Below are 17,931 nucleotides of genomic sequence, written 5' to 3'. Positions count from 1 at the left end.
GGGTGTCCTGTACTGAGGCCATGACGCCCCTCGATCTCCGCCCACGTCTCCGCGCCGGTCGGCCCGGCCTGCCCGGCTCCGCCACCGGAGCCCTCATGGCCGTCTGCTCCATGTCCACGATCCAGCTCGGGCTGGCGCTCTCGGTGCCCCTGCTCGACCGGCTCGGCGCGCTGGGCACGACAGGCTTGCGGCTGGCATGGGCAGGGGTGCTCCTGCTGGCCCTCGTCCGGCCCCGCCTCAGGGACCACACGGGCCGGGACCTTCTGGCGTGCGCCGTCCTGGGCGCGGTCAGCGCGGGCATGATGCTGTTCTTCATGCTCGCCGTGACCCGGCTGCCACTCGGCACCGCCAGTGCGCTGGAGTTCCTCGGGCCACTCGCCGTGTCCCTCTACGGGCCGGGCCGCGGTCGTAAACGCTGGACGGCCATGGCCGCCCTCGGCGTCCTGGCACTCACCGAACCCTGGCACGGCGGCATCGACCCGGCCGGCGCGGGCTTCGCCCTGGCCGCCGCGGCCTGCTGGGCCGCCTACATCCTGTTGACCCAGCACGTGGGCGACTCGGTGACCGGCCTCAGCGGACTGGCGATCTCCATGCCCGTCGCCGGTCTCATCGGCCTCCTCGTCGCAGCCCCCTCCGACCTCCAGCACGTCACATGGACCCTGCTCGGAGCCATGCTGGGGCTCGCCGCCCTGAGCGCCGTACTGCCCTTCATCCTGGAATTCCTTGCCCTGCGCCGCCTGACCACCTCCGCCTTCGGCACCCTGATGAGCCTGGAACCGGCCGTCGCGCTCTTCGCCGGCCTGCTGGTCCTCGGCCAGATACCCGGCCTCGCCCCCGCGGCAGGCGTCGCCTTCGTCGTGATCGCCGGAATCGGAGCCACCCGCGCCGGCGCCCGCCCCACGCCGGCGACCGCCGGCCCTCAGCACGACACGCCCGATGCGGAACCCGCTCCAACAGCGTCGTGAACGGCCCGTGTCCCCGTCGCCGTACAGGACGCACCGCGTGCGGTCGACGAGACCGGCCGCACGGCGCGGTTCTGCCGGGCCGATGACGCGTGCGGTCGTGCCGGGACCGGGGCGTCAGGCCCGCAGCCAGACCGCCGTGTCCCGCGGCAGCCGGCCCTCCCCGTCGAGCGGGCCGCTGGCCAGGAGCAGTTCCCGGTGCGCCGGGAGGTCGGCAGGACCGTCCGCCAGGTTCACCACGCAGATCAGGCCGTGCGTCCGAGCGAAGGCGAGGACTCCGTCCGCCGCGGGCAGCCAGGTCATCGGACCGTCGCCGAAGCCCGGCTCGGAACGGCGCACGAGCAGTGCCTCGCGGTAGAGCCGGAGCATCGACCGCGGGTTGGCGCTCTGACGGTCGACGGCGTAGCGGGCCCAGTCGTCGGGCTGCGGCAGCCACGGTTTGTCTCCGGTGCCGAAGCCGCACCACGGCTCCTCGGCTTCCCAGGGCAGGGGGCCCGGCAGCCGTCACGCCCCGGGTCGGTGCCTTCGGATCGGAAGTGCATGGGGTCCCGGATCCGGTCGAGCGGGATGTCCGCTTCCGGCAGGCCCAGCTCCTCCCCCTGGTACAGGTAGACCGATCCGGGAAGCGCCAGGGTGAGCAGGGCCGCGGCGCGCGCCCGGCGGGTCCCGAGGGCCAGATCGGTCGGCGTGCCGAAGGCCTTGGTGGCGAAGTCGAATCCCGTGTCCGCACGGCCGTACCGGGTGACGGTCCGCGTCACGTCGTGGTTGCACAAGACCCATGTGGCGGGAGCCTTGACGGGGGCGTGCTCGGCGAGCGTGTCGTCGATGGTGCGGCGCAGCCGTCCGGCGTCCCAGGGGCAGGTGAGGAAGGTGAAGTTGAAGGCGGTGTGGAGCTCGTCGGGACGCAGGTAGCGGGCGAAGCGCTCGGCGTCGGGCAGCCAGACCTCGCCGACGAAGACGCGACCGTACTCGTCGGCGATCGCGCGCCAGGAGCGGTAGATGTCGTGGAGTTCGTCCAGGTCGATGTACGGGTGGGGGTCGACGCCCTCGACGAAGTCGCGGAGCTCGGGGTCCTTCACGAGCAGGGCGGCGGAGTCGATCCGCACGCCCGCCACGCCACGCTCGAACCAGAAGCGGAGTACCTCCTCGTGCTCGCGGCGGACGTCGGGGTGGGCCCAGTTGAGGTCGGGCTGTTCGGGGGTGAAGAGGTTGGAGGTACCACTCACCGTCGGGGACCCGGGTCCAGGTGGTGCCGGAGAACTGCGACGGCCAGTCGTTCGGGGGGAGTTCACCGGCCTCCCCGCGGCCGGGCCGGAAGTGGAAGCGCGCGCGCTCCGGGCTGCCGGGCCCGGCCTCCAGCGCGGCGCGGAACCACGCGTGCTGGTCGGAGACGTGGTTGGGGACGCGCCCCGTATTTCAGCGTCTCGCATGGCTTCGGAGTCACCGACGGATGCGCGCGTGAGTGGGCCCCATGAAGCCTCCCGCCCACGGCCGGTTCCAGACAGATCACCGCAAAGGCAGCCACAGGGCGACGCAATGGATGTCCCGAACCCGTGGGGACGCAACGGTGGGCGCCGCCGGTGGTCGGCCCGGTCAGCGCGCGTCTCCTGTCGTCGACGACGTGATGATGTCCCCGTGCGCGAAGTCGCCCGGTGGAATGCCCGGGTGGTGACTCTCGGGACGTGAGTGGGGGGCAGTGACGCCCAGGGCGAGCCGGGAGACGATGCGGTAGCGGTCGCCCCGGTAGACCGAATGGACGTACTCGACCGGGTGGCCGGCGGTGTCGGTGGTCAGGCGCTCGATGAGCAGGGCGGGTGAGAGAACCGGAACGTCGAGCACACCGGCTTCGGCCTCGTTGACGACGGTCGGCTCGATGGACTGCACCGCCTGGTCGACGTGGACCTGGTGGTGCTCGCGCAGATGGTCGTACAGGTCTCCTGCCTCCAGCTCCTGCGGACTGAGCGAGGGGACCAGGTCGGCGGGGATGTGCAGGTGCTCTATCGCGATCGGTGTTCCGTCGACCAGTCGCAGCCGGGCGATGTAGACCACCTCGGCGGCCGGGGAGATGCGCAGCTTGCGGCCGATGCGGGCGCCCGCACGGATGGTGTCCAGCCTCAGCAGCCTGCTGGACCAGGTGCCCCCGGCCCTCGGTACGGCGAAGGCGGCGTCGTCGGAGACGAGTTCCTGAGTGATCTTGGCGGGGGCGACGAACATGCCGCGACCGTGTTCGCGTACGAGCTGCCCGGTGGCGACGAGTTCGTCGACCGCGGCGCGCAGGGTCGGGCGGGAGACGCCCAGTTCGGCGCTGAGCGTGCGTTCCGAAGGGATGGCGTCGCCGGGGCGGCGTACCTCGATGAGGCCGAGGAGGAACTCCCGGACCCGCTCCCGCTTGAGTACGGCACCTGAGGAGTTGCTCTCCATGAATCCGACCTCTCTGCCTCGCCGCCCACAACTGGTCCAGTGGTAAACGGCAGTTTAGGCGCTCACCGCCTCCCGACCTACCGGAAAAGCCTTATTTCCCGGGGGGTTGACGGCCACATTGGTCTATGCCACCTTCGAGCCACATCGTTGCCCAGTTGACCAACTGGTCAACTCTCCCTTGAGGTGAATCCAGTGAAGATCCGCTTCATCCCCACAGCCGCGGCACTCGCGGCCGCTTGTGCCCTCACCGCCTGCAGTACCTCCTCGTCCGGCTCCGACCGGGCCGCCGACCGCGCCACACTGACCGTATGGATCATGAAGGACAGCGTCACCGACGCGTACCTCCAGCGATTCCAGAAGGACTTCGAGCGGCAGCACGAGGACACCGTCCTGGACATCCAGATACAGGAATGGGACGGCATCGGCGAGAAGATCACCGCCGCGCTCGCGAGCACGGACTCCCCCGACGTGATCGAGGTGGGGAACACCCAGGTCGCGCAGTACGCGCAGAGCGGCGGCGTCCTCGACCTGAGTGACAAGGTCGGGGACCTGAGGGGCGGAGACTGGCTCCCCGGCCTCGCCGAGCCGGGGAAGATCGACGGCAAGCAGTACGGCGTCCCCTGGTACGCGGCCAACCGCGTCGTGATCTACAACAAGGATCTCTTCACCAAGGCCGGGATCACCTCCCCGCCCAGGACCCGTGACGAGTGGCTGCGGATCACCGAAAAGCTGAACCGGGGCAAGACGCAGGGCATCTACCTGCCCGGTCAGAACTGGTACACCCTCGCCGGCTTCATCTGGGAGGAGGGAGGAGAACTCGCCGAGGAGAACGGTGACCGGTGGAGGGGCTCGCTCGACAGCCCGGAAGCTCTCCGGGGCATGGATTTCTACAAGCGGCTCCAGGCGCTGGGCAAGGGCCCCAAGGATTCCGACGAGGCCAGACCGCCGCAGGCGGACGTATTCGCCAAGGGGGACGTCGCCCAGATCATCGCCGTTCCCGGCGGCGCCAGGATCGTGGAACAGGCCAACCCGGCCCTCGCGGGCAAGCTCGGCTTCTTCCCGATCCCCGGCGGCACGGCGGGCAGACCCGGAGCCACCTTCACCGGCGGTTCGGATCTGATCATCCCCGCCGCCTCCGCCCGCCCGGACGCGGCCTACCAACTGGTCAAGTCGCTCACCGGGGAGAAGTGGCAGAGGGACCTGGCCAAGACCATGAGCTACGTGCCCAACCGGACGTCGCTGGCCGACGCCCTGGCGGACGACGAGGGCACCGCCGCCATGGCCGCGGCGGCCGCGCGAGGGCGCGCGACGCCCAATTCCCCGCAGTGGGCCGCTGTCGAGGCCACCAACCCGATCAAGGAGTACATGACCGCGGTGCTGACCGGGAGCGATCCGCGGAAGGCCGCGAAGGACGCCTCCGACGCCATCAGCAAGACGCTCAACTCATGAGCGGGGCCCGGCCGGGGAACACAGCATGACGCCGCCCGCCACCCGCCCCGGCACGGCAGCCGGCCCGGTCGCGACGGCGCCGGCTCCCGCCTCCGCGCCCGCCCCGGCACCAGGCTCGGCGCCGGCCGGACGCCGGCGCGCCGTTCCCGGCACCCTGTGGCCCTACCTGCTCATCGCACCCACGGTCGTGGGCATCGCCTTCCTGCTCGCCTACCCCCTCGCTCGCAATCTGCTGATCTCCCTCCAGCACTACGGTATGGCCGAACTGATCCGGGGAGGCGCGGGCTTCGCCGGTCTGGAGAACTACCGGGAGATCCTGCGCGACGGCGAGTTCTGGCAGGTCGCCCGGCGCACGCTGTGGTGGACCGGGATCAACGTCGTACTCATCATGGTGCTCGGCACGGTCGTCGCGCTGATGCTCCAGCGGCTGGGCAAGCGGATGCGGACCCTGGTCCTGGGCGGACTGGTGCTCGCCTGGGCCAGCCCCGTCATCGCCACGACCACCGTCTTCCAGTGGCTCTTCTCCTCCCGCCTGGGAGTGGTCAACTGGCTGCTGGTGCGGCTGGGGTTCGACTCCTTCCAGGACTACTCCTGGCTGGCGCACGGGCCGGCGGCCTTCACCGTCCTGGTGCTGCTCGTCGTATGGCAGTCCGTGCCGTTCGTCGCCATCACCCTGCACTCCGCACTGACCACGGTGCCCGCCGAGCTCTACGAATCGGCCCGGATGGACGGGGCCGGCGGTGGGCGCATCTTCCGCTCGATCACTCTGCCTCTCCTCAGGCCGATCTTCGGACTCCTCCTGAGCCTCGAAGTCATCTGGGTCTTCCGGTGCTTCGCCCAGATCTGGGCCGTCACCGGCGGCGGGCCCGGTGGAGCGACCACCACCCTGCCGGTCTACTCCTACCAGGTGGCCCGGTCACTGCACCGCTACGACCTCGGAGCCGCAGCGGCGACCCTCACCGTGCTCATCCTGATCACCGTGCTGATCCTCTACTTCCGTCAGATGTTCCGGCAGGAGGCCGAGCTGTGAGCCCCCTCCCCGCATCCACGTCCGGCATGCTGCGGCGGCTGCCCCTGAACGCGGGCGCGCTGGTCGTCTTCCTGCTCTGCGTCTTTCCCGTCTACTGGATGGTCCTCACCGCCTTCAAGCCCACCCCCGAGATCCAGGCCGAGACGCCCGTCTTCCTGCCCACCTCGCTGACGCTGGAGCACTTCTCCGCAGCGGTGGACGCCGACGGGTTCTGGTCGTTCTGGCGCAACAGCCTCATCGTCACGGCCGGCTCTGTGCTGCTGGCCCTCGCGGTCGCCCTCGGCTCGGCCTTCGCGGTGGCGCGGTTGCGCTGGAAGGGACGCCGCGGCTTCGTCCTGATGGTGTTCATCGCACAGGTCGCGCCCTGGGAGGCACTTCTCATCCCGATGTACGTCATCGCACGCGACACCGGCATGCTCGACCGGCTCGCCACCCTCACCCTCGTCTACTTCATGATCACCCTGCCGTTCACCATCGTCACCCTGCGAAGCTTCCTCACCGGGATACCCAAGGAACTGGAGGAGGCCGCCCAGGTGGACGGCTGCACCCGCGCGGCCGCGTTCCGCAGGGTCACTTTCCCGCTCCTCGCGCCCGGCCTGCTCGCCACCTCGCTCTTCGGCTTCATCACCGCCTGGAACGAGTTCGCCTTCGCCAACATGCTGATCATCAAGAACCAGGACGACCGCACCCTCCCGGTCTGGCTCTCCTCGTTCTCGAACGTCTTCGGCACCGACTGGGGCGCCACCATGGCCGCCTCCACGCTCTTCGCACTCCCCGTCCTCATCCTCTTCCTGGTGCTCCAGCGCCGGGTCACCACCGGCTTGGCCGGTGGCGCGGTGAAGGGATAGGAGACACCGTGTTCCCATCGACCGCAGACCCCGGGCTCGTCCCGAGCCCTTCGAAACTCAGCCGCCGGTCCGCCGGTGGTTTCACCCTCGACGACACGACGGCGATACGCGTCACCCCAGGGGCCGGGCCCGCCGCCGCCCTCCTGCGCACCCTGCTGGCCCCCGCGACCGGTCTGCCACTGCCCCTCGCCCCGGGCGGCCGGATCGTCCTCGTCCTCGATCCCGGCCTCACCGGCCTCGGCGCGGAAGGCTACGGCCTGACCGTCAGCGGCGAAGCGGTGCTGCTGCGCGCGGCGGGCGCGGCCGGGCTGCGGCACGGTGTGCAGACCATCCGGCAGCTCCTGCCGGTCGCCGCCCTCGGCGCGGAGCCGGTACGCGGGGTGCGGTGGTCCCTCCCCGGCGTCGAGATCACGGACGTGCCCCGGTACGCCTGGCGCGGCGCGATGCTCGACGTGGCCCGCCACTTCCAGCCCGTCTCCTTTTTGCGGCGCTTCACCGACCTGCTGGCCCTGCACAAACTCAACGTCCTGCACCTGCACCTGACGGACGACCAGGGCTGGCGGATGCCCATCACGGCGTACCCCAGGCTCACGGAGGTCGCAGGGGTGCCGCACGGCGGCGCGTACAGCCGCGAGGAGTTGCGCGATCTGGTGGCGTACGCCGCCGAGCGGGGCGTGACCGTCGTACCGGAGATCGAGATGCCGGGCCACGCGCGTGCCGCCCTGGCCGCCTACCCGCACCTCGGCAACTTCCCCGAGCGGCACCTGGACGTGTGGAAGAGCTGGGGAGTGTGCGACACCGTCCTCGGCGTCACCGACGACGTCCTCGACTTCTGCCGCACCGTACTGGACGAGGTCATGGAGACCTTCCCCTCGCCCTACATCCACGTCGGTGGCGACGAGTGCCCGACCACCGAATGGCACCGCTCCCCCACCGCCCTGCGGCGCGTGACCGAGGAAGGGCTGGACGGCCCCGACGCGCTCCACGGGTGGTTCATGGAGCGCATCGGGAACTTCCTGAACGGGCGTGGGAGGAGGCCGCTGGGGTGGACCGAGACCGGCCGCGACCTGCCCGAGTCCTTCGCCGTCCTGGCCTGGCGCGACGAGGAACACGGGCTGGCGGCGGCCTGCCGCGGCCAACCCGTGATCATGGCGCCGCACCGCTCCACCTACCTCGACTACCCGCAGTCCGCCCACCCCGACGAACCACCCGGCCAGCCCGGCGACGCAGTCGGCCTGCCGGCCGTGTACGCGACCGAACCCGCGCCCGCCCATTGGGAGGCGGCCGCCGCCGCTCGGGTGCTCGGCACCCAGGCGCAGCTGTGGACCGAGTACGTCGCCACCGCGGCGCACGCCGAGTACCTCGCCTTCCCCCGGCTGTGCGCACTGGCCGACACCGCCTGGTCCGGCGGCCGTGACTGGCCCGGATTCCAGGCTCGGCTGCACCACCACAGAGCCCGGCTCGACGCTCTCGGAGTGCCGAGTCGCCCCTCCGCGATCCTTCGTCCTGAGAGGACCCCCAGGTGACCAGCATCAGCACGAGCAAGAGAGCGCGTACCCCACGGATCCGCGCGGCCCTGGCCGCCGCCCTCGTGGCCGGCCTCGGCTGCGCCACCCTGTCGGCGGCGCCCGCTGCCGCCGCCGGCGAGGCACTGACGGTGCAGTACCGGCAGAGCGCCACCGGCAGCGACCAGGTCGAACCCTGGTTCAAGGCGGTCAACACCGGCACCGCCCCGGTCTCCCTCAGCCAGGTCAAGATCCGGTATTACTTCAAGGCCGACGCGGGCGCCTCGTACACCTTCGCCTGTTCCTGGGCCGTCAAGGGCTGCGCCAACATCACCGGCACCTTCGGCACCCTCGCCCGGCCCACCGCCACCGCCGACCGCTACCTGGAGATCGGATTCACCGCCGGCGCCGGCACTCTCGCGCCCGGCGCGAACACCGGCGACATTCAGCTGCGCTTCCACCGCTCCAACTGGCAGCCGCTGAACCAGAACGACGACTACTCCTTCGGGCCCACCCAGACGTCGTACGGGAACTGGTCCAAGGTCACCGCCAGTGTCGGCGGTACCCCGGTGTGGGGGACGGCGCCCGAGGGGACCGACCCGGGGCCCGGTCCGGACCCGACCGATCCGCCGGCCGGGGGCGCCACGCTCTTCGACGACTTCAACTACACGTCGCACACCGACCCGGCGATCGGCGCCCACGGCTGGAGCGTGCGGTCCAACGCGGGCGGGCCGGGGGTGCCGGGCGCGACCTGGGCGGCCCAGAACGTCACCTTCACCAAGGAGGGGACCAACTCGATCATGAACTTGGAGACCTCGACGGCCGGCACCCCGGAGTCCACGAAGCACACCGAAGTCCTCACCAAGGCGATGAAGTTCAAGAACGGTACCTACGCGGCCCGGGTGCGGTTCTCCGATGCGCCGAAGTCGGGGCCTGACGGCGACCGCGTCGTGCAGACGTTCTTCACCATCAACGACCTCAAGGCCCCGATGGCCGACGACTACGCCGAGTACGACTTCGAGTACCTGCCCAACGGTGGCTGGGGCGAGCCCGCCAACATCCTCTACACCACCTCGTGGGAAACCTACCGGCCCGACCCCTGGGAGGCCGTCAACCAGCACTCGGAGTCACGCACCAGCTACGCCGGCTGGCACGACCTCGTCGTCACCATCGACGACAGCAACATCACCTACTACGTCGACGGCCAGGAGTTCGGCCGTCACGACGCCCGCTACCTGCCCGAACGGCCGATGTCCATCAACTTCAACCAATGGCTCATCGACCTCGCGGGCCAGACCAGCACCACCCCGCGCGCCTACGACCAGAAGGTCGACTACGTGCTGCACATCAAGGACCAGGTACTGACTCCGGCCCAGGTCGCCTCGAAGATCGCCGCCTTCCGGGCGGCAGGCACGACCTTCGAGGACACGGTGCCCGGAAGTCAGTGACGGCCGGCGCGGCGGGCGGACGCCGGCTGTGCGTCCGCCCGCCGCGTCCGCGCGGCCGGGCCGCCCCGACGGACCCTTGTCCTTCAGCCGCCCGTGCTCTCGCCCAGGGCCTCGCCCCGGGCACCGCGGCGAGGGCCGGAAGTCTGCGTTTCCTGCTGGACTCCGCCTCGGCCCTCGGCCGGCCGCCGGTCGGTCCGAAGGTGACTCGGCTGTGAACAACACGCCGGGCGGGGCTGCGGTCGTGTCCACCGACGGCGCGTTGTCACCGCGGCTCAAGCTGCTGGGTGCTCAGCCGCGGCGCCCCATGAGTTCCGTGAGCCGGGTGAGTTCGTCGCCGCCGTGGCCGAGCTCGATGGCGCGGTGGGCCAGGCCTTCCACCGCGCGGATCACGCTCGCGTCGATGCCGTGGGCCTCCGAGGTGTGGACGATGTGGGTCATCGTCGATGCCGCCGAGGTGAGCGGGTTGACCGTGGCGGCGTAGGTGCCGTTGTCCACCTCCACTGCGGCCTCGTCGAAGGCGGGCGGCAGGATCTCAGCGATGCCCTTGGCGAACGGGGCCAGCTCCTGCGCGCTGATGCCCTCGGCCCGGGCGATGGCCAGGGCGTGCATATAACCGGTCATCGAGGTCCACCAGATGTCGAGCAGCGCGATGTCGTACGCAGCCGCCCGGCCGATGTCCTCGCCGAGGTGGGTGTGGGTGCCGCCGAGCACGTCGAGGACCGGCTTGTGCTCGAGGTACAGCTCCTCCGGACCGCTGTGGATGAAGACGCCGTGCGGTGTGCCGATGGTCGTGGTCGGCGTCATGATCGCGCCGTCCAGGTACCGGATGCCGTGCTCGGCCGCCCACGCCCCGGCGTCCCGGGCGCGGCCGGGGGTGTCGGCGGACAGGTTGATGACCGTACGGCCCGTGAGCGCGGTGGTGACTTCGGGACGCTGCAGTACGGAGTCCGCGGCGTCGTAGTTGACCACACAGACGACCGTCACCTCGCTCGCGGCGACGGCCTCTTCGGCCGTTCGGGCGCTGATCGCGCCGCGTGCGACCAGCTCCTGGTCTCGCCCTGGTGTGCGACTCCAGACTGTGGTGATCAGCCCGGCGTCCAGGAAGGTGCTCGCAAGGGCCCGGCCCATCGGGCCGAGACCGATCACCGTGACGGCAGACCGGGGGGTGCGCTGAGTGTGCGCAGCCATGACTCAACTCCTGTGTACGATCCTGAAGTTGTGATCGATTGGGGTGGTGGTGATGGCGCGCAGCCGGGCGCAGGACCCGAATGTGTGTGGGGTGACTGCCGCGATCGCGGTGATTGACGGCAAATGGAAGACGAGTCTGCTCTGGATGCTGGAATCCGGTCCGCGCCGACCGGGCGAACTGCGCCGGCTGTTGCCGGGCCTGAGTGAGAAGGTGCTGACTCAGGCACTCCGAGAGATGGAGGCCGACGGCCTCGTGCACCGCGAAGTGCACGATGTTCTGCCGCTGAAGACCGAGTACTCCTTGACGGAGTTCGGCCGCGACCTCTCCCAAGCCCTGGCTCCCCTTTCGGACTGGGGCCACCGCCGCTTGGACAGGCTCGCCGCGGAGCACTCCGAGCAGGAGCGACCGGCCTCCTGACGCATCGCCCCTCCCCTCCCACCCGGTTCATTCGGCCCTCTGGCCGCGCACCACCAGATTCCCCCGCCCGTCGCCCACCGCCAAGTACCCACAAAAAAGTGGCTACCGCTCAGAGGGCGCTTTCGCCCACTGCTTTATCCCGAAGTGCGCTGTTCGGCCTGGGATCTCGGGTCACGCCAGGAGATGGTGTTCTCGCCGGTGAGGCGGCGGGCCGGAGGTCGGTCATGGCCAGGTGATCACGGCTGCGGAGCGAGCGGGCGGACAGGGTCTCGTCGTCACGGGCTCTCGACGACGATCTCCCCGTCGAGCCCGGCGGCAACGCGCTGGCCGACAGCAGCGGCGGCGTGATCGCCAGAACCACCGCGCACGCATGGTGAGGCGACGATCACGCCGCGCGCAGGGCCGATCTACGACGGTGGCCTGGCGGTCGGCCCCCTTGCGCGTAGCCGGCTCACGGCCGTGGCCGCTTTCCCTGCCCGGCAACCCCGGTGCCGCGCTCAGTCGAGCCCTGCGAAACCGTCAATTATGCGATTCAGGCCGTTCCGCAAGGCCGTCGTAGGGGCGCTATCCGTAACCTCCTGGGAGGACTACGGTGTTGAGTGAGGCCCCAGTCCCCGGCAGCAATGTTCTGTTGTGCTCCGGGAAGGTTGGTCATGTCCGTCCTACTTCTCCTCCTCCTCGTGGCCCTGTTCGGCCTCGGCTTCCTCAGCCCCGTCTGGTGGCTGGCCGCAGCCGCTCTCATCTTCGGTCTCGTGCACTACAGCCGAAGTGGCTCCGACGGCTGGTCCCGCGGAGGCGATTCCGAGTACCGGGGTTACCTCGAATACCGGGCTTACAGGGACCGTCAGGACCGCTGGGACCGCCGGTACAGGCGGCAGCGCCAGAACCACTGGGACCGTCGGGACCGTGAGCATCGCAAGTGACCGATGAAGCACCGGGAAACGACGGAAGCCGGACGCCGGAGCAAGGTGCCGCGGGGCCGGTGGAAGGCTGTGGCCGAGGAACGGCTGCCGGGGGGTGGGCGCAAGGGCTATGCTGCGATGGACGTCCCAGACCCCGGCGTGGCCCCATGCTGTTGTCGTGCTGGCGCCTGCGGGGAGTGGACAGGACGTCTGGATCACCACAGGCCCACCTTCGAGGCGAACCGGTCGGGCTCACGGCCCTGCAACGGGGTTGCCGCCCGTCGCTTCTGCCTGACCCGTAAAGGCGTCCGACCACACGGAGCAGGTGCCAGGCGTAGCCGAAATTCGAGGCCCGCCCAGCGCTGCACCAGGTGGTCATAAGAACTGAGGCACCATGCCTGTTCTCTCAAGCTTGAACATCCACCGGCGCGACCGAGGAAGCCACGCGACCATCACCCTGGTAGGGGAACTCGATCTGGAGATGGCACACTCCGTGCGCGAGGTGATCGAAGACTGCCTCGGGGACGGAATCCGTACGGTCGACATCGACCTGACCCTCCTCACCTTCTGCGATGTCAGCGGCCTCAATGCCTTCCTGATCGCATCTCGGCTCACCACCACGGCCGGGGGGTGGCTGTGTTTGCGCCACCCGAGTCCGATGCTGACCCGCCTCCTGGACCTGTCCGGCACCGGCTTCCTCCTCGACGACCGGCCCTTGGCACCCGCGTCGCGTGCCGCAGCCGTCGCGGACGACCTGGCCGCCGGGGGTCCCACGTCGCTGGCCACGTGACCGGGCCGGGAAGCATGACCAAGAGCCCACTCGGCGCCGGCGGCACCGGGCGAGGTGGCGGCGGGTGATCAGTGACCGCATGGTCGCGGTTCTGCGTCTGCTGCAGTCCGGCGACGACTCCGGCCAGGTCGCCGATGTCACCGCGGCCGGGGCCGCCGCGTTGGGCGTCGACGGCCTCGCCGTCTCCCTGGTCACCGAAGCCGACGTCACCGAGCTCCTCTGGTGCTCGGACGCCGCGACGCGCCGCTTCGAGGACCTTCAGCTCACCCTCGGGGAGGGACCCGGGCCCGACACGGCCCGTACCGGCGCGATGGTGTGGGTGCCCGACCTGGTCGGCGTTCGCCTTGCGCGCTGGCCCGCGCTGGCCATGGAGGCCCCCGCCCTGCCGACCCGGGCGGTCTTCTGTTTCCCCATGGCGATCGGCGCGATCCGCACTGGCGTCTTGACCGCCGTACGTCGCGCCCCGGGCCCGCTGACCGCACAGCAGGCGGACGACGCGCTGGTCCTGGCCGACGCACTCACCGCCCGGTGCCTGGGCATCGGCGAGTCACGCGTGGCTGGGCCGACCCCGGCCGGCTCCCCGCCCACGCTGCAGCACGCCGTGATCCACCAGGCGACGGGCATGGTCAGCGTCCAACTCTCCCTGCCCCTGCCCCAAGCCCTGCTCCGCCTGCGCGCACATGCCTACAGCAGTGGGCGCTCCCTCACCGACGTCTCGCAGGACGTGGTGGACCGGCGGCTTCGTCTGGACCACCACGGCAACAGCACGCCCCCGACCGTCGAAGACAAGGACTGATCGACATGACCCGGGAACAACGGCTCACCGAGGTCTTCGTGGAAGTCGCAGACTCCCTGACCGACGACTTCGACCTCATCGACTTCCTCCAGCAGCTCTCGGTGCGCTGCATGGAACTGCTGGACGTGGCGGCGGTCGGCATCCTGCTGGCCGACGAGCACGACATCCTGCAGACCATCGCCGCCTCCGACGAACACACCCGGCTGCTGGAGCTCTTCGCCCTGCAGCACGACCAAGGCCCCTGCGTGGACTGCTACAAGAGCGGTCAGGCCCGCACCAACATCAACCTCACCGATCCGAAGACCACGGAGCGCTGGCCGCAGTTCGCCACCCGCGCTCACACGACCGGATTCGTGGGCACCAACGCACTTCCGCTGCGGCTGCGCGGCCACGTCATCGGCGCACTCGCCCTGTTCCAGACCGACTCCGAACCCCTCAGCGATCAGGACATCACCCTCGCCCAGGCACTGGCCGACATCGCTACCATCTCCATCCTCCAGCAGCGCACCCTGGACCACAGCCACGTCGAGCGTGCTCAACTTCAGTACGCCCTCACCAGCCGCATCGTCCTGGAACAGGTCAAGGGCATCCTCGCGGAACGCTGGCACATCTCACTCGACGACGCGTTCAGCGCCTTCCGCTCCTACGCCCGCGCCCACCAACGTCAGCTCGCACAGCTCGCCCGCGAGATCGCCGACGGCGCCTTCGACACCAACCTGATTCCCCACCCGGCCACTCGCCACCCGAGCGGTGCCCCGACGGCCCCGGGCACCGCCAGCCTGCATCCCGAACATCCGCTGCTGTGAGGCATCAAGGCACACCCACGAAGCCGCAGGTGGCATCCTTCTTCACCGGTGCCAGGGTCGCCACGCACTCCACGTGGTGCGTCATCGGAAACAGGTCGACCTGAACGGATACCAGAAAATCCCTGGTCAGAGCCGGTTTCTTACCTCACTGTCCTTCGTGTGGACGCCTAGAGCGTCAAACGAGCGTCAAGGCCGAGAGTCCTGTCCTGCTCTAGGCTGAGCAGACCGCGGCAACCAGCTCACCCGGGGATCCGCCCGCTTGCTCCGGACCCCGGCTCGAACATTACGCCTCGCCTTCGACAGCCGCCGCGGTGGCGTTCCCCGGATGCCCGCCTGACCAGGTGTCTGTGCCGCCCTCGCTGGGAACGTTCCTTGCTCAACGAGCCTCCCGCCGCTGCGCGTTCCGCTTCGCCTGCGGCGGCTCCTCTCCGCTCAACGCGGCGAACACAAGGTTGCGCTTTCCACGGAAACTGCGGATGACCTGTTGGCGGACGAGGTCGGTGCTCGTACCGGTCGTACCGATTTGACCGGTCTCCACCAGCCGTGCGAACAGCGTGTTGTCGAGGTAGCCCGGGACGTTCTTGTAGCCGAACCGGACGGCGCCGGTCTTCTCGCTCTTCAGCCGAGCGTCATCACGCAGCGATTCGAACTGCCGTCGGGAGAAGTACATCCCGTGGATCATCTCCGTGGTGTGCGGCAGCACGGAACGCGGATGGCAGAGCTTGATCCAGCTCGGACTCGGGTCGAGTCGCTGCTCGTCGCCCGGCCCGGCCTGCATCGCCGCGTACCGGTCCAGGCTTTTCATCCGCACCAGTTCTTTGGCGAGGTTCCGGTCGCCGTTCGGGTAATAGAACCCGCCGCGTTCGGCGTCGAGCTTCTTGTACTGCACGAGAACGAGGCTATGACGCGAGACGTTGTAGAAGATGATGTCGCAGCCCAGAAGTCGCTCCGCCGCGGTGCGGTTGGCGTTCGCGACCAGCAGCGTCCGGCCGTGTTCATGGAACTCGCGCCACGCCACGTGGTTGGTCTCCTCGCTCAGCCAGCCGAGCATCGCGCGGGTGTCGTGGGTGACGAGATGATCCTCCAGTGCCGGCCGGTCACCCACCCCAGCCGGACGGGGTGTCGGCGAACGGCGGCGTGATGATGCCGCTCGGATCGACGAGCCGGAGCCTGCCGGGGTCGACTAGCCTTCGCGGTGGAGCGGCGGTGGGCACAGGCGGGGCTGGCGGCCCCGCGGGGGATGGTGCGCTGGCGGCCTGCCCCCGCGAACTCGCGCCAGCACAAGGAGGCGGAATGCTCGCTAACCCGTCGGCGCTGGCGGCCGGAAGGCGTCATTCGGTCGGACGGCGCTGGGACGGAACCGTTCTCGCCGTGGGCAATTCCGCAGCCGCTGAATGTCGTGTCGAGCGATGGGAAGACGTCGTCGCGGTGGCAGCCGGCAACGTCCATACCGCGACGAACACGGGCAGGTCTCATACGGTGGGACTCCGGTCGGACGGTACGGTGCTGGCAACGGGGTGGAACGGCGATGGGCAATGCGACGTCGCCGGATGGCGAGGCATCACGGCCGTGGCCGCAGGCTGGCGCCGCACGCTCGGGCTACTCGCGAATGGCCGCGTGCTAGCAGTCGGCCGGAGTTCAGAAGGACAGTGCGACGTTCAGTCCTGGCGCGAGATGGTCGTCCTCTCGTGTGGTGACTGGCACTCGGTCGGCGTCCGGTCGGACGGTTCTGCACTGGCCACGGGAAACAACCGACGACGACAGTGTGCCGTTGAAGGGTGGCGTGACCTGGCCGCCATTTCGGCCGGGTCTCTCCATACCGTCGGCCTCAGAGCCGACGGGCGGGCAGTGGCGACCGGAGACCGGGCAACCGGGGCGTGCGAGGTCGATGAGTGGGAAGACGTGGTGGCGTTCGACGTGGGCAGCTACCACACCGTCGGGGTCACTGCGTCCGGACGGGTCCTTGCAGCAGGAGACAACAGCTACGGACAGTGCGAAGTCGGCGATTGGCGCGACATCGTCGCCGTGGCGGCCGGTTCAACGCACACCCTTGGCCTGCGTGCCAACGGCACAGTCGTGCCCACAGGGAACAATGCCGACAGGCAGTGTGAAGTCGACGCCTGGTCCGGAGTCAAGCTTCGACAGGCCTGCGGGCCGCGCCAACGCTAACTGGCACGGCGTCGTTCCCGAGTCGCAGAGACCTCATTCTGATTCCAGTCCGGACGCGCGGTTCGGCGTCCCCGCGGCGGTCGCCTCCTTCGCCGACCGGGTCCACCTGCCCGACGCCCGGTTCACCACGCCACCCACTCCGACCACTCGCTACGACACCGTCGCAGGCGCAGGCGACAAGCCGCAACCGTGCCACGTGCGCGGGTCTCGACGCGGCTGGTGCCGTCCTGCACACTGACCGGCACGGTGGAGCGCCGTGGAGCACGGCAGGTCGGAAAGCAACGGGAGCAACGGGAGCGCCGGTGGAACATCCTGCACCGAAGTCCGGTCCGATGACCCGCCGCCGTGGCTCGGAGTCGGGCACCGGGCCGGTGGTGGGCCGCGCGCTGCAGATTCTCGGGGCGTTCAGTGCGGAGTGCCCGGAGATGACGCTGAGCGCACTGTCGCGCCGGTCCGGGCTGCCGGTGTCGACCGTGCACCGGATGCTGGGCGAGCTCATGGCCTGGGGGGCGCTGGAACGCGGCGACGGCGGCTGCTACCGCGTCGGTCTGCGGCTGTGGGAGGTCGGCTCCCTCGCCCCGCGTGGGCAGGGACTGCGGGAGAGGGCGTTGCCGTTCCTGGAGGACCTCTCGCAGATCACCCGCGAGAACGTGCAGCTCGCGGTGCGCGAGGGCACCGAAGTCGTCTTCGTCGAGCGCATCGCCGGCTCGGGGGCGGTGCCCGTGCTCACCCGGGTCGGAGGTCGCTTCGCGCTGACGGCCACCGGCGTCGGGCTCGCCCTGCTGGCCCATGCCCCCGCCGAGGTGCAGGACCAGGTGCTCGCCGGCCCCTTCGAGCGCTACACCCCGCGCACGGTCGGCGATCCGCGCACGCTGCGGCGCATGCTGGCCGAGACACGGACCAACGGGTACGCGGTCAGCGACCGCCAGGTCACGATGGACGCCCTGTCGGTCGCCGCACCGGTGCACGGTGGCGACGGTGCGGTGATCGCCGCGGTGTCGCTGGTGGTACGCCATGGCAGCGCCTCCCCGCACGCGCTGGCACGGCTGGTCTGTACGAGCGCCCGGGCCATCTCCCGTGCCATGGTTCCGCCGCCGGTCTGAACCCTGCCGCCGTCGGTCTGAGGGGCGGCACCCGCCATGCCCCACGTACGCCCCTTTCCGTACATGTTTCCCGGCATCCGGAAAGACCCCTGGTGA

At 69.9% G+C, this 17,931-nt stretch carries 16 protein-coding genes and 1 pseudogene; 13 read left to right on the top strand and 4 right to left on the bottom strand.

The features are described from left to right. The first annotated feature begins 20 nt into the window (after window positions 1-20). Entirely contained in the window at window positions 21-965 is a 945-nt protein-coding gene (locus ABT360_RS03945) for an EamA family transporter (RefSeq protein ID WP_351810232.1), read from the top strand. Between the two features lie 114 nt (window positions 966-1,079). On the opposite strand, the pseudogene ABT360_RS03940 reads toward ABT360_RS03945, so the two are convergent. Both ABT360_RS03940 and ABT360_RS03935 read right to left on the bottom strand, forming a co-directional pair. After that, window positions 1,080-2,366 (bottom strand): annotated as a pseudogene (locus tag ABT360_RS03940) (alpha-amylase family glycosyl hydrolase); the annotation flags it as partial. Window positions 2,367-2,555: 189 nt separating this feature from the next. Next, window positions 2,556-3,383, bottom strand: coding sequence for a GntR family transcriptional regulator (locus ABT360_RS03935; RefSeq protein WP_351810229.1), 828 nt, complete (start codon window positions 3,381-3,383; stop codon window positions 2,556-2,558). Between the two features lie 192 nt (window positions 3,384-3,575). Between ABT360_RS03935 and ABT360_RS03930 the strand changes: the two genes are divergently transcribed. From ABT360_RS03930 to ABT360_RS03910, 5 genes are read left to right on the top strand one after another with little or no spacing between them, the layout of a single operon-like run. Continuing rightward, window positions 3,576-4,832 carry an extracellular solute-binding protein gene (locus ABT360_RS03930; RefSeq protein ID WP_351810226.1) on the top strand — a complete coding sequence of 419 codons (1,257 nt, stop codon included), beginning with the start codon at window positions 3,576-3,578 and terminating at the stop codon, window positions 4,830-4,832. A 25-nt stretch (window positions 4,833-4,857) separates the two neighbouring features. Continuing rightward, a complete protein-coding gene (locus ABT360_RS03925; RefSeq protein WP_351810223.1) occupies window positions 4,858-5,862 on the top strand; it encodes a carbohydrate ABC transporter permease in 1,005 nt (334 codons plus the stop codon). 26 nt (window positions 5,863-5,888) lie between these two features. Next, complete coding sequence (locus tag ABT360_RS03920; protein ID WP_351810549.1) at window positions 5,889-6,710, top strand: carbohydrate ABC transporter permease; 822 nt, start codon at window positions 5,889-5,891, stop codon at window positions 6,708-6,710. A gap of 8 nt (window positions 6,711-6,718) precedes the next feature. Next, complete coding sequence (locus ABT360_RS03915) at window positions 6,719-8,236, top strand: beta-N-acetylhexosaminidase (RefSeq protein WP_351810221.1); 1,518 nt, start codon at window positions 6,719-6,721, stop codon at window positions 8,234-8,236. Then, window positions 8,233-9,663 (top strand): cellulose binding domain-containing protein, encoded by a 1,431-nt coding sequence (locus ABT360_RS03910; RefSeq protein WP_351810217.1) that lies wholly within the window; start codon window positions 8,233-8,235, stop codon window positions 9,661-9,663. Before ABT360_RS03915 ends, ABT360_RS03910 begins: the two co-directional genes overlap by 4 nt. 288 nt (window positions 9,664-9,951) lie before the next feature. On the opposite strand, the gene ABT360_RS03905 is transcribed toward ABT360_RS03910, so the two are convergent. After that, entirely contained in the window at window positions 9,952-10,851 is a 900-nt protein-coding gene (locus ABT360_RS03905) for an NAD(P)-dependent oxidoreductase (protein ID WP_351810214.1), read from the bottom strand. Between the two features lie 52 nt (window positions 10,852-10,903). Between ABT360_RS03905 and ABT360_RS03900 the strand changes: the two genes are divergently transcribed. The 5 genes from ABT360_RS03900 to ABT360_RS03880 all read left to right on the top strand — a co-directional run bounded on the left by ABT360_RS03900 (window position 10,904) and on the right by ABT360_RS03880 (window position 14,563). Continuing rightward, a complete protein-coding gene (locus ABT360_RS03900; RefSeq protein WP_351810211.1) occupies window positions 10,904-11,269 on the top strand; it encodes a winged helix-turn-helix transcriptional regulator in 366 nt (121 codons plus the stop codon). Window positions 11,270-11,922: 653 nt separating this feature from the next. After that, on the top strand, window positions 11,923-12,192 hold the full coding sequence (locus ABT360_RS03895; RefSeq protein WP_351810208.1) for a hypothetical protein: 270 nt from the start codon (window positions 11,923-11,925) through the stop codon (window positions 12,190-12,192). A gap of 373 nt (window positions 12,193-12,565) precedes the next feature. Beyond that, window positions 12,566-12,961, top strand: coding sequence for an STAS domain-containing protein (locus tag ABT360_RS03890; protein WP_351810205.1), 396 nt, complete (start codon window positions 12,566-12,568; stop codon window positions 12,959-12,961). A 64-nt stretch (window positions 12,962-13,025) separates the two neighbouring features. Then, window positions 13,026-13,757, top strand: a complete 732-nt coding sequence (locus ABT360_RS03885; protein WP_351810202.1) for an ANTAR domain-containing protein — start codon at window positions 13,026-13,028, stop codon at window positions 13,755-13,757. 5 nt (window positions 13,758-13,762) lie between these two features. Continuing rightward, on the top strand, window positions 13,763-14,563 hold the full coding sequence (locus tag ABT360_RS03880; protein ID WP_351810199.1) for a GAF and ANTAR domain-containing protein: 801 nt from the start codon (window positions 13,763-13,765) through the stop codon (window positions 14,561-14,563). Window positions 14,564-14,939: 376 nt separating this feature from the next. On the opposite strand, the gene ABT360_RS03875 is transcribed toward ABT360_RS03880, so the two are convergent. Beyond that, window positions 14,940-15,668 (bottom strand): hypothetical protein, encoded by a 729-nt coding sequence (locus ABT360_RS03875; protein WP_351810197.1) that lies wholly within the window; start codon window positions 15,666-15,668, stop codon window positions 14,940-14,942. Window positions 15,669-15,856: 188 nt separating this feature from the next. Here ABT360_RS03875 and ABT360_RS03870 point away from each other — a divergent pair, with 188 nt between their 5' ends. Continuing rightward, window positions 15,857-16,732, top strand: a complete 876-nt coding sequence (locus tag ABT360_RS03870) for an RCC1 domain-containing protein (RefSeq protein WP_351810194.1) — start codon at window positions 15,857-15,859, stop codon at window positions 16,730-16,732. A 332-nt stretch (window positions 16,733-17,064) separates the two neighbouring features. After that, window positions 17,065-17,835, top strand: coding sequence for an IclR family transcriptional regulator (locus ABT360_RS03865; RefSeq protein ID WP_351810191.1), 771 nt, complete (start codon window positions 17,065-17,067; stop codon window positions 17,833-17,835). Window positions 17,836-17,931: the final 96 nt, after the last annotated feature.

Source organism: Streptomyces sp. NPDC000229 (genome assembly GCF_040300825.1).
Classification (GTDB): Bacteria; Actinomycetota; Actinomycetes; order Streptomycetales; family Streptomycetaceae; genus Streptomyces.
Note: the sequence above shows the minus strand (reverse complement) of the source record. Positions and strands in the feature narration are given on the sequence as shown.